The organism is Leptospira vanthielii serovar Holland str. Waz Holland = ATCC 700522, assembly GCF_000332455.1.
In the GTDB taxonomy this organism is placed as follows: Bacteria; Spirochaetota; Leptospiria; order Leptospirales; family Leptospiraceae; genus Leptospira_A; species Leptospira_A vanthielii.
The window spans coordinates 71161-84334 of record NZ_AOGY02000070.1; the positions used below are offsets into that span (position 1 = coordinate 71161).

The following is a 13174-nucleotide window of genomic DNA, read 5'->3' on the forward strand; positions in this document are numbered from 1 at the left end:
AGGAAAAACCATGGCAGATACACAAGCAAGAGACGGTTATTATTACACAGAAAAACATGAATGGGTAAAGATAGAGGGTGATGTGGCTCTCGTTGGAATCACAGACTTTGCACAGAACGCACTCGGTGACATTGTGTTTATTGACCTACCAAAACCGGGAAAACAAATCAAAGCCAAAGACAGCCTTGGAACTATCGAATCAGTAAAAGCTGCAGAAGATTTATACTCTCCTATTTCTGGCGAAGTAGTAGAAACAAACGCAAACCTCGGTTCCAACCCCGCAGCTGTAAATGCAGAACCTTTTGATACCTGGATGGTAAAATTAAAAAACATCCAAACTTCCGAACTCGGAAGCCTTCTCTCAAGCGCACAGTATAAAGAATACGTATCCAAACTGGATTAATAGGAGTTTTTCTAAAGTGAGTTCCGTAAAATCTACATCACCTCTCCATTCCCCTTACGAAGAATCATTGGAACCAAGCGATACTTTTTTACGCCGTCATGTCGGTGTGACAGAAGAGACAGTCACTTCAATGCTTACAACCATTGGTTACAAGGAATTGGACGACCTTATCAACGATGCAGTTCCCGAAAACATTCGTTTGCGAAAGGAACTCAGTCTACCAAAACCGATCGGTGAGTATGCTTTACAAAGAGAACTGAAGAAAATTGTTTCTAAAAATAAAATCTATAGATCCTACTTGGGTCTTGGATATTACTCTTGTATCACTCCTGCCGTGATCCAAAGGAATATTCTAGAAAACCCAGGTTGGTACACTGCTTATACTCCTTACCAAGCTGAGATTGCACAAGGCCGTATGGAAGCTCTCATTAACTTCCAAACGATGATCACTGACATGACAGGAATGGAAATTGCCAACGCTTCCCTTCTCGATGAAGGAACCGCTGCTGCCGAAGCGATGAATATGCTCTTCTCTCTCAAAGAAGATACACAAGGAAAATCATTTTTTGTTTCTCAATCGGTGCATCCTCAAACATTAGATGTCATCCGCACACGTGCCATTCCTCTCGGCATCAATATCGTTGTGGGATCTTTTAAGAAGATGGTTCCTTCCAATGATTTTTTTGGATCCATTGTCCAATACCCATCCACTGATGGAACTATTTATGATTACAGTGAATTTATAGAAAGCCTGCATAAAGTAGGTGCCAAAACTGTCGTTGCAGCGGACCTTTTAGCACTTACCATTTTAAAAGCACCTGGTGAAATGAATGCAGACGTGGTTGTGGGAAGTACACAACGTTTTGGATTGCCACTGGGATTTGGTGGACCGCATGCCGGATACTACGCCACCAAAGAAGAATACAAACGGAACATGCCTGGTCGTCTCATTGGTGTGTCCAAAGATTCACAAGGAAAACCTGGTTACCGCCTAAGCCTACAAACACGGGAACAACATATCCGTCGCGACAAAGCAACATCTAACATTTGTACAGCGCAAGTTCTGCTCGCCGTTTTATCTTCTATGTATGCTGTGTATCATGGGCCAAAAGGTTTAAAACAAATTGCTTCCCGTGTCCACCGGATGACAACTATCCTTGCCACTGGACTGGAAAAACTCGGATACAAAATCATTTCTAATCCCTACTTTGATACCATTCGTGTGGAGTTGTCTAAAATTTCCTCTGCGGAGATCATTCACTATGCAGAAGAAAGAGAAATCAATATCAGACAAGTTTCAGGTCACGTGATCAGTATCTCTTTAGATGAAACTACCAATCTAAAAGATATCAAAGACCTACTAGAAATTTTTAACGAAAACAAAACCCTTCATTTTCAATTAGAAGATCTTACCGCCAAAGAAGAATGGAAAATTCCAGAACTTTTGGAAAGAAAGTCCGAGTATCTAACCCATCCTGTTTTCAATAGTTTCCATACAGAAACAGAAATGTTACGTTACATTCGTAGACTCGAAGCCAAAGATTTATCTCTCACCACTTCTATGATTGCGCTTGGGTCTTGCACTATGAAACTCAATGCATCAACTGAGATGTATCCTGTCACTTGGCCAGAACTTGCCAATATCCATCCCTTTGTTCCTGAAAACCAAACAGAAGGATACCGAACTCTTTTTAGCCAATTAGAAAAATGGCTCTGTGAAATCACTGGATTTGCAGAAGTATCTCTACAGCCTAACGCTGGTTCGCAAGGCGAGTATGCAGGTTTACTTGCCATTCGAAACTTTCACCAAAGTCGAAATGATATGCATAGAGATATCTGTCTCATTCCGATCTCTGCACATGGAACAAACCCCGCATCCGCAGTGATGGCTGGATTCAAAGTGGTGCCTGTGAATTGTGATTCCAATGGAAATATCGACGTAACCGATCTTAAGAAAAAGGCAAACGAATACAAGGATAGTTTAGGTGCCCTTATGGTTACCTATCCTTCCACTCACGGTGTGTTTGAAGCCTCTATCAAAGAAATTTGCCAAACCATTCACGATAACGGTGGTCAGGTGTATATGGATGGAGCCAATATGAATGCCCAAGTGGGGTTAACAAGGCCCGCTGATATTGGTGCCGATGTTTGTCATTTAAACCTTCATAAAACGTTCTGTATCCCTCACGGAGGTGGTGGACCAGGAGTTGGCCCCATTGGAGTGGCAGAACACCTAGCACCTTTTCTTCCCGGACACAGCCTTGTAGAAAATGGATCGAATAACAGCCAGTGGGCGGTCTCCGCTGCCCCTTGGGGATCTGCTTCCATCATTGTAATCTCTTGGGCATACATTGCGATGCTTGGATTCGAAGGTTTACAATTTGCAACCAAGGTGGCGATTCTCAATGCCAACTACATTGCTAAAAAATTAGAATCTTCGTTTCCCGTATTGTATCGAGGAAACAAAGGACTTGTGGCTCACGAATGTATTTTAGATATGCGTGGTTTCAAAAAAGGAAGTGGTGTTGAAGTAGAAGACATCGCCAAACGATTGATCGACTACGGATTCCACTCACCGACTATGTCCTTTCCTGTTCCGGGAACTCTTATGGTAGAGCCCACAGAATCAGAGTCAAAAGAAGAACTCGACAGATTTATTGATTCTATGTTGGCCATTGCCGGTGAAATCAGTGATATTGAATCAGGTATACTTTCTAAAGAAGACAATCCTCTAAAGAACTCTCCTCATACAGCGGACATGGTGATTAGTGATTCTTGGAAACATTCCTATGCAAGAGAACGAGCAGCATACCCACTTCCCTGGTTACGCACACGTAAGTTCTGGCCGAGTGTGGGTCGAGTGGATAACGTGTATGGAGATAGAAACCTAATCTGTTCCTGTATTCCTATGGAAGACTACGCCGTTTAGGAAAACCAAAGTATATGTTTTATGAAAAACATATTTTTGTCTGCGAAAACCAAAGGGCACCCGGCGAACGGGTGTCTTGCGGAAATCAAGGTTCTATCGAATTATTAAAACTCCTGAAACAAAAAGCAGCGAAAGCGGGAATCGAATACAAATTTAGAGTCCAAAAGTCTGGTTGTTTGGACCGGTGTGAACTGGGTCCCATTCAAGTTTCCTACCCGGAAGGTAAGTGGTTTGCCATGAAAACAGAAGCCGACGTGGATACCATTTTGGAATTTTATCTAAAAACAAACCAACCAGAAAAATACCAACACCTAGTCGTCAGTGACGATGCGGTGGCCGAATCTATTTAAAAAAATACAAACACACTTTCCCAGTTTTCCTACATTCAATCTCAGGCACCTAACATAGTATAATGAAAGTAACCTCAATTTCTTTGTGAAACCACGAACTTTCCTAGAGAATTTTTTATCAAAAAGAAGATATACTCGCGGGAATAAGCGGATTGTGATAGAAGGAAACCATTGGGCGGCGGGTCTAGTTCCCCACCCTCTAATCGGGCGGGGATACCAATATCCAATCCTTTAACGCACTCACCCACCCCAAATCCCCCTTGACCAAAATCAACTTCTCCGATCTCTTTGCTCCACCAATGAAAAAAATTTTCCGTATTTTTACGATCACCTCTCTTTCCTTAGTGGGCATCCTTGTAGTGTTAGTTACGACTATTTATGCGTTAAGTTCAGCACGAATGAACAAAACGTACGAAGTAAAATCAGTTCCCATTCCCAAGTTTTCGAAACCAGTTGATCTAGCTGAAGGGAAACGACTTTACCAATCCCGAGGTTGTGGAGATTGCCATGACATTGACGGAAGCGGAAGAACATTTATTGAAGATCCGGCCCTTGGAAGATTTTCAGGATCTAACCTAACATCGGGTAAAGGCGGAATTCTAACAGAGAGAACGGATGAAGAACTTGCCATTGCCATTCGTCACGGTGTTGGCAAAAACGGAAGGGCATTGTTGTTTATGCCATCTACCGACTTCCAAGGAATCACTAATGAGGATGTTGGAAAATTAATCGCCTTCCTTCGTTCTTTACCTGTTGTAAACAAACCACAAGGAGACCTCAAAGCAGGTCCACTCGGAAGATTTCTTTTTTTAATCGGAGAAATTCCTGTTTTTGTATCCGCAGAGATCATCAATCACGAAGCTATACATCTAACAAATATTACACCTTCTATTTCGTTAGAATATGGAAAGTATGTGGCATCAACTTGTACGGGGTGCCATGGTTTTAGTTTGAAAGGTGGTCCGATCCAAGGGGCTCCTCCTGAATGGCCACCAGCTCAAGACATCAGTAAAAATGGTTTAACACATTACACGGAAGCTAGTTTCATACAAACTATCCGAACAGGAAAACGTCCTGATGGTTCAGAAATGAAATTTCCGATGCCTTGGAAAAGTTTGGGCCAATTGACTGATACCGAACTCAAAGCTCTTTGGAAGTATCTACAAACAATATAACCTTATGACTCGGTAACTCTCTATCTATATAGGTAAGTTCCAACTTCCTACTCTTTGGTAAAACTCAGCTCTGTACCATCACTAAAATCTTTGATGGTTTGGAACTGAGCCAAAGAGTTTCCTTCCATTGATTTAGATAACTCAAATAAAAATCCATTTGCCTTCAAAGTATGACTACCAGGAGACCATGTCCCTTTGAATTCTCGAATTTCTTTTTCATTTACCTTTAATTTGGCGATGAAGTCTAAACCATTTCCTTGGATTACAATCCTAACCTCTTGAGGTCCCGATTTGGGATTCCAATATATCGACGTCCACTTTCCGACAAAAGAAGTCGGTAACTCTTCCAAAGACATGGCTCTCTTTTTCACCTGAACCTTTGGTTCATTCCAAAAAACTGATACAAAATTTGAATCTTTCGACTCCGAACCAAATTCTGATTTGGAACGAACTGAGTACAAAAACAAATCTCCCGAGTTCCCAGGGAAAGTTTCACTGAATGCAGTTTTTTTAGCGTCAACACTGGATAGAAATTCTAATTTTCCCGATTTCCCTCCTTTCACCTGTTTACGATAAATATAATATTCAAAACTATCCTTTACAGAATCCCATTTCAAAGTAATAACTTTGTCTTTGCTAACTGGATTCGAAGCCAGGTGTTTTGGCGGAGCTAGAGTCACACCGCCAGCTCTTTTTGTAAGGCCAGGATCTGTTTTTCCAATTGCTACTTCGCTTGGCTCCGCATAACCCAGATCATTTGCAGCAATGATCGTATATAAATATTGGTTCCCATTTTGAATGGCTGGATCAGAATCATTATAACTAGTTCCAGATATTTCAAACTGTCCAGAAGGTTCGGCCCTTTCATCAAATCGATATAGATAGTAAATTTTTGCTCCAGGAGCCGCATTCCAATTTAAAACTATTTTATTTGCATAATCTCCACTAGTCGCAGTTAGATGGCTCACTTGGTTAGGTAACAAAGTCTGGTCTGCCACATCAATGGCCACTGAATCACTCCAGTCCTCGGATGGTTTCGATTGTAAAGAAGCACTCACTCGATAAAAATTGGATTCCCCTAGTTTGGGAGAAGGGTCAATAAAACTCGCAGTTTTGGTGGATCCAATTTTTTTCCATTTTAAAGAGGAATCAGAACGGGCAATTGTATAACTCGTCGCCCCTTCCAATTCGGACCAACTCAGTTCTACATTGGGTGTATTTCCATTCACATAAACCGTTCCCGTAAGACCGGCCACCTGCCCCAAGTTTCCCTCTGACTGAGGTTCGGCTGAAGTAAAGCCCTCCACTTCCAAGGAAGCAACAGAAACTTCTTCCGCACCCACAGATATAATTCGATACACATATGTAGAGTTAGGTGATACATTTAAATCAGTAAAACTTGGTTTATCCGAATATCCGAGATCATAAAATTCAGATTCTTCTTTTCTTTGGACCAAATAAGCAACGGCCAAATCTTGCTGGTTCCAATTTAATAAAACTTTCGTATCAAATTCTCCTTTGGAAACTTTGATTTCCGTTGGAGGAAGAATCTGTTTTTTTACTGGCACCACCACTGTCGGTGCATTTTGCGGTGCTGGTTCATCTATTATGGCATAGGTTTCTTGTCCTACCTTGGCAAGCATGGAATAAGACACCCAACCAAATCCTTTATCCCCCCAACTAGTTCCCCAAGAGTTTTGTAACTTAAACGCACCCTTTTTCCCTGATTTGGATTTTTTGTTATCATCATATCCAACGATAGTCATGGCATGACCACCGTAACTTTGGCCGCCATTTTCATCATAAATGGCAGAACCTTTTACTTTATAAAAGGCGTCATCAATGATCATTCCTACCATTACCACATTTTTTCCGGCTAACACCCGCTTAATCTCATCGGGGTTTTTATAATTTAATCTAGAGAAGGATTTAATTTTGTATTTGAGAGCTTCTTTTTTAGAACTTTGCGAAGGTTGGGAAAGATAGTCTTTATCTGTGTATGGCATACTACTCCAAGGAGCGACACCACTTGACTTTAAAAACTCCATTGTTTTGTAATAATACAACCCTTTGTCTTCCCCCCCATTCTGTTGGTTGTAAATAAAGGCAGGAGAAAAAACATAATTTCCCTTTCCGCCAGCAAAAGGAGGATCGTATTCCGAAACCTGTCCTTTGTTTTTTAATAGATAGGATTTAATCGCATAACCAGTCGCCCATGCCACACAACTATTTTGTCGGCCTTGGTTTCCCACAGGTGGCATTTGTGAAGATAAATCTATAGATTTTGGTATTTCCTCAAACGAGTTAAAATCTCTTTTGAGAGGGATACTATCTTGGATTTCCTTGGAACTCGGAATGTATCCACAAGAAAAAGTACCCGGTTTACATCCAGGAGACCGAACACTACTTGGATCAAATTCTTCCGCGAGAATTGCACTCGCAAACAAAAGCAAAATTCCAACGATCATTCTGTTTAATTTTAAATTCATGGTTTCATCCTCTCTATGATATGTATGATAGTATTTTTTTGTTTCCAACTTGGCTCTTTACGTTCTTCTAGACGATAATAAAACCTCGATTTGGCGGAACCCAGCTGAAAAGAAACATAGTTGTAACTCACACCGGTAATTATCTCTGTTGGTGGAGATTCGAAAGTTAAAGTTGTTATCCCTGTTTGAAACAGTTTTTGCATCCACGATTCATAAAGTTTCGAAGATACTTCTTTTGTTTCATTGAGTATTTGGTTGTTCGCGCGGAATACTTTACGGGTGAGTAAAATTTTATTTTGTCCCGCAACTAGGTGGTATTGTTTTCCATACCGAAACTCAGGGGCAACAGCACCAGAGCTTTCTTCCCATACAAGGTCCATTGGTTTCCAATTCCCTTTTTGATTCTTTAGATTCCATCCCTGTGTTTTGACTTTTTTTGTTTTGGAATTTGCAACAGCCATCAATCCCGGAAATAAAACCAAACAAACAAGGATAAAAAATTTAGAAAATGAAATCAAAGTGGATCGATCTCATCTTGTTTTCTTACGAAAACAAGACTTTTTTTACTGAAAAACAGTGTTCGAAAGATTAACTGATACCTGTTGTTTTAAGTACTAACTATTTGCAATTTCTGCTTTTAGCCATTTTTTCTCACCGATCGACTTCTTCATATTTTCAATGAGAGCCACAGTGATATTGGTATTGAGTTTCACCATATCGGGATCTTGCGCAATCAGAATCATTTCATCAATGAGGTAATCAATCAAATTTTCAATGGACTTTCTTCCCGATGGATCGGTGGCCATAGCGACCGTTGCTTGTGAGATCGCAGAATAAATGGTTAAACTAATTTGTTTTGTTAAATTGGCCTGCATTTCTTTTGGAAGAAGAGAAATTGGTTTCATATTGGCAGAAACACGTTCCGACACTTCTGTCACCAAATTTTGAATTAATGCCTGTAAGTTGGGATTCTGGGCCGACTTAGCAATATTTTTGATCGCCACTTTTTTTAATTCATCCCTATTTTGATCAATAGCATTCACCAATTGGTCAAGAGAGTTCCCCGACTTCACTTCATTTTGTGTTTCAGTCAGGATTTGAATGGTAACAATATCCGAGATTTCTTCTTTGATGATATTGGAATAATACCGTAAAGTTCTACTAATCAAATCATTCCCTAAAATACGAGTGAATTGATTGGTTTGTAACATTAGATAAATTTTATACACACGTACTAAACGGAAAAAACGGAACGGCGCAAGTGGGATGAGTCCCAAAACATCATACCAATGGTAAATAGGATATAAAAACCAAGCTATATAGGATTTATTACGAATGGCGATTAGCCAACTAAGGATAAATTCTGCCAAAAAGAAAAAGAGAAACGGAGCATCTAACAATAAATAGTTGTTCACAGGACTTCCATCAGAAGAAATGGCCCGATAATAATTAAGTGCAAAATACTCTCTAAAATTTGAATTAAAAAAATCTATTTTTTGTTCGAGTGACCTGTTTTGGTCCCGCCAAAACCAAGCAAAAGCCACAACAGTCGAAGGGATTCGATCCCTATTGAGCACTGGATCCAGTTCTTGTCTTAGTTTGATATCACGAGCTTTGGTTTTATGAGTTTGGTATTCCGTTTTGATACCGGTTTGGATCTCAGATAAAAATTTAGTTTGTCCCGACATCGCAAATGGATTTGATTCCACGATCTCTAACATACGTTTATCCATCTTTTGCAAAATGGATAAAATTTCTTTCGACTCGTTGGATTCAACACTCAAACGATTGATAAAGGCATATTTTTCTGACAATTCACTGAGAGTAGTGATTTCATCCGTCTCTTCCAAAACGCTAAAAAAAACATTGAGTTGGACTAAGATTTCTTCTACTTTTTTTCTACGAAGTTGGACATCCTCAATCTGAATTGCTTTTTCAAATTCGGCGTATAACAATTCGAACCTTTCATTGGATACTTGTGATTTTAATGATGTGAGAACTTTATAAATTTCTTCTCTTGTGATTTTTCTTTGGTTTTCTCTGAATGTATCCTCTCGCAGTTGGGTGAGATATTTTAAATCATCCACCAAATCGGTGTAAGCGGTTGTCGTTCGGTGATTTTCAATGCCTAAAATCGGCTTGTCATACAATTCTAAAATTTCAGGAAACTTATGAAAGTAAAACGGACGTAAACTCAAATAACTCAGATCAAAAAGAATGAGGGCTAAGTTGCCAAGGACAACAAAGACCATGGTTATGTCCCAAAGTAATGGAATTCCCAATTTGTGTTTTTTGATCAAATCCCAAGAAATCATAGATTCACCAAGGGCAGATACACTACCCTATCCTTTGTTTACATGTTGCGGCGGTACTGACCTCCCACTTCATACAAGGCATGGGAGATCTGCCCTAAGGACGCCACTTTCACTGTTTCTAGTAACTCGTGAAAGATATTTTCTTTCGCTCGAGCCACTTGTTTTAATTTTGTAATGGCATCAATGGTTTTGACTCCATTTCGGTTTTGAAACGCCTTCAAATTTCCAATTTGAGTTTGTTTTTCTTCGTCGGTCGAACGAATGACTTCCCCTGGGATAACGGTTGGGGAACCTTTGCTGTTTAAAAAAGTATTCACACCGATGATAGGATACTCACCTGTGTGTTTTAAAGTTTCATAATGAAGCGATTCTTCTTGGATTTTATTCCTTTGGTACATCCGCTCCATGGCACCAAGAACACCACCCCTTTCCGTCAAACGATTGAATTCCGTTAAGATAGCAGCTTCCACAAGGTCAGTGAGTTCTTCGATGATGAAAGCACCTTGCAACGGATTTTCATTTTTGGTTAGACCTAACTCCCGATTGATGATGAGTTGGATGGCCACAGCCCGGCGAACGGATTCTTCTGTTGGTGTGGTGATCGCTTCATCATAAGCATTCGTATGAAGGGAATTACAATTGTCATAAATGGCATATAACGCCTGCAAGGTAGTTCTTATATCATTAAAATCAATTTCTTGAGAATGCAAAGAACGTCCTGATGTTTGGATATGGTATTTTAACATCTGAGAACGTTCATTGGCTCGGTATTTGAACTTCATGGCTTTGGCCCAAATCCTTCTTGCCACTCGACCAATGACGGAATACTCAGGATCAATTCCATTGGAAAAAAAGAAGGAAAGGTTCGGAGCAAATTCGTTGATGTCCATCCCTCGACTTAAATAATATTCCACATACGTAAATCCATTGGCCAAAGTAAATGCCACTTGGGTGATGGGATTGGCTCCTGCTTCTGCAATATGATAACCACTGATGGATACCGAATAAAAATTCCGCACTGCATTTTGAATGAAATGTTCTTGGATGTCTCCCATCATCTTTAAGGCAAATTCTGTGGAGAATATACAAGTATTTTGGGCCTGGTCTTCTTTGAGTATGTCCGCTTGCACCGTTCCCCTAACTTGTGATAGTGCTTCTTTTTTAAGTTTTGCGTATACATCAAATGGAAGGACTTCATCACCTGCGACTCCGAGGAGCATGAGACCCAAACCATCGTTCGTTTCCGGCAAAGGCCCATCAAAACGGGGAACCGGTTGTCCTTTGGATTCGTAAATTTTTTTGATTTTGGAACGAATCTCATCTGTTTTTCCTTCGGCCCGAATATACTTTTCACAGGCCTGGTCAATGGCTGCATTCAAAAAGAAAGCAAGTACCATAGGTGCTGGCCCATTGATCGTCATAGAAACCGAAGTGGATGGATCACACAAATCAAACCCAGAATAGAGTTTTTTAGCATCGTCGAGAGTGGCTACGTTCACACCGGAGTTTCCAATCTTTCCATAAATATCGGGACGGACATCAGGGTCTTCCCCGTATAACGTAACTGAGTCGAAGGCTGTTGATAAACGTTTGGCAGGCATTCCCGAACTCAAATAATGAAAACGACGGTTGGTTCGTTCAGGTCCACCTTCTCCGGCAAACATACGAGTCGGGTCTTCTCCACTTCGTTTGTATGGATAAACACCTGCCGTGTAAGGAAAAAAACCGGGGAAGTTTTCTTGGTAAGACCACTGTAAAATATCACCCCAATCCACAAAACGAGGAGTGGCAATTTTTGGAATTTTCAAATGACTGAGAGAAACGGTATAATTTTCTACTTTAATTTCTTTGCCACGAACAAAATAGGAATACTGTTCCTTACGGAAGGATTCTAATTTCTCTAACCATGTATCGAGAATGTTTCGTGAATCTAAAGACAAAGCGTCCCATAACAATTGATATTCGGACTCCAAGTCGACTGTTGGTTTTCCTTTTTTAGAAAGAACTGCAATTGCACCTTTCAATTGATAGGCGGATCTGGCAGTCTCTGCTTCTTTCTGAATCCATTCTCCATTGCGATCAATTTCTTCTTTGATTTCTGTCAAATACCGAATGCGGTCGGGAGGAAGAACAACCGAGGCTTCTCTTCCGATTTGATTTTTTAAATATTTCGATTTCCAATCCAATTGGCACTTTTCAATCACAACCCCAATCAAATGAGCGTAGAGTTCATCTGTCCCTGCATCCTGGAACTGAGAAGCAATCGTTCCAAAAACCGGCATCGCATCAATGGGATCGTTGAATAAATTACGAGATCGTTGGTACTGTTTTTTTACATCCCGGAGTGCGTCGAGTGCTCCTCGTTTGTCAAACTTGTTGATGGAAATCACATCCGCATAATCGATCATATCGATTTTTTCTAATTGAGTGGCCGCACCATACTCCGGTGTCATCACGTATAACGAAACATCAGCGACTTCTGTGATTTCGGAATCACTTTGTCCAATACCCGCAGTTTCTACAATGATGAGGTCATACCCTGCAGACTTTAAAATTTGAATGGCACCTTTGACACTACGATTGAGGGCAATGTTTGCTTCTCTTGTTGCAAAGGACCTCATATAAACTTTTTCATTAAAAATCGAATTCATTCGAATTCGATCACCAAGTAATGCCCCACCTGTTTTTCGTTTGGATGGATCTACCGATAAAATGGCAATGGTTTGATTTGGGAAATCATGTAAGTAACGACGAACCAGTTCATCCGTTAAGGAAGACTTACCGGCACCACCAGTCCCCGTAATCCCAAGCACTGGAATTATTTTTTTAGGTGGTGGAAATTCTAAATTGATAGAGTAATTTGTTTTTTCTTGTAGGAGAGAAAATTCCATCTGAGTGATGGCTTGCCCCAGTGCTAAATAATTTTTCTTTTGAATCTGTGACGCCAAATCTCCGTTAAATGAGAGTGGTGTAGGGAAATCTGATTTTTTGACCACATCATTGATCATACCTTGCAGGCCAAGAGTTCTTCCTTCATCAGGAGAATAGATATGTGCCACACCATATTTATGAAGGATTTCAATTTCGGAAGGAAGAATGGTTCCGCCACCACCACCGAACACACGTATATGACCTGCCCCTTCTTTTTGTAAAAGGTCAATCATGTATTGGAAGTACTCCACATGGCCACCTTGGTAACTCGTGATGGCAATTCCTTGGACGTCTTCTTGGATCGCACACTGGACGATCTCTTGGACACTGCGATTGTGTCCCAAGTGGATCACTTCCACCCCACTCTGTTGCAAAATCCTCCTCATGATATTGATCGAGGCGTCGTGGCCATCAAAGAGAGAGGCCGCCGTCACAAAGCGAATTTTGTTTTTGGGGGTGTAAGTTAGAATTTCGGTCGTCATAGAGAACAACGTTCTAGAATGATTGTTACGGATTCAATTGGAAAATGTGACGGGAATGACATAGCTTTTGAAATTATGCCATATTTTCCCGAAAGGTCGA

General features: G+C 40.5%; 8 protein-coding genes. 4 read left to right on the forward strand and 4 right to left on the reverse strand.

Annotated features, from left to right (window positions below; genetic code table 11):
- Positions 1-10: 10 nt before the first annotated feature.
- The 4 genes from gcvH (at position 11) to LEP1GSC199_RS17460 (ending at position 4857) form a co-directional block, all read left to right on the forward strand.
- A complete protein-coding gene (gene gcvH / locus LEP1GSC199_RS17445) occupies positions 11-403 on the forward strand; it encodes a glycine cleavage system protein GcvH (RefSeq protein WP_002988728.1) in 393 nt (130 codons plus the stop codon).
- A 16-nt stretch (positions 404-419) separates the two neighbouring features.
- Positions 420-3332, forward strand: coding sequence for an aminomethyl-transferring glycine dehydrogenase (gcvP, locus tag LEP1GSC199_RS17450; RefSeq protein ID WP_002988516.1), 2913 nt, complete (start codon positions 420-422; stop codon positions 3330-3332).
- A gap of 14 nt (positions 3333-3346) precedes the next feature.
- Positions 3347-3682 (forward strand): (2Fe-2S) ferredoxin domain-containing protein, encoded by a 336-nt coding sequence (locus LEP1GSC199_RS17455; RefSeq protein ID WP_002988569.1) that lies wholly within the window; start codon positions 3347-3349, stop codon positions 3680-3682.
- Positions 3683-4080: 398 nt separating this feature from the next.
- The gene (locus LEP1GSC199_RS17460) at positions 4081-4857 is read left to right on the forward strand and encodes a c-type cytochrome (RefSeq protein WP_002988773.1); all 777 of its coding nucleotides are present in this window, start codon (positions 4081-4083) and stop codon (positions 4855-4857) included.
- A 47-nt stretch (positions 4858-4904) separates the two neighbouring features.
- Here the strand turns inward: LEP1GSC199_RS17460 and LEP1GSC199_RS17465 are convergent, their stop codons facing one another.
- The 4 genes from LEP1GSC199_RS17465 to LEP1GSC199_RS17480 form a co-directional block, all read right to left on the reverse strand.
- Positions 4905-7346 carry a C1 family peptidase gene (locus tag LEP1GSC199_RS17465; RefSeq protein ID WP_002988427.1) on the reverse strand — a complete coding sequence of 814 codons (2442 nt, stop codon included), beginning with the start codon at positions 7344-7346 and terminating at the stop codon, positions 4905-4907.
- Entirely contained in the window at positions 7343-7807 is a 465-nt protein-coding gene (locus tag LEP1GSC199_RS17470) for a hypothetical protein (RefSeq protein WP_002988602.1), read from the reverse strand. The genes LEP1GSC199_RS17465 and LEP1GSC199_RS17470 overlap by 4 nt, the downstream gene beginning before the upstream one ends.
- 153 nt (positions 7808-7960) lie before the next feature.
- Complete coding sequence (locus tag LEP1GSC199_RS17475) at positions 7961-9661, reverse strand: hypothetical protein (protein ID WP_002988680.1); 1701 nt, start codon at positions 9659-9661, stop codon at positions 7961-7963.
- 38 nt (positions 9662-9699) lie between these two features.
- Positions 9700-13074 (reverse strand): methylmalonyl-CoA mutase family protein, encoded by a 3375-nt coding sequence (locus LEP1GSC199_RS17480; protein ID WP_002988702.1) that lies wholly within the window; start codon positions 13072-13074, stop codon positions 9700-9702.
- Between the last annotated feature and the right edge of the window lie 100 nt (positions 13075-13174).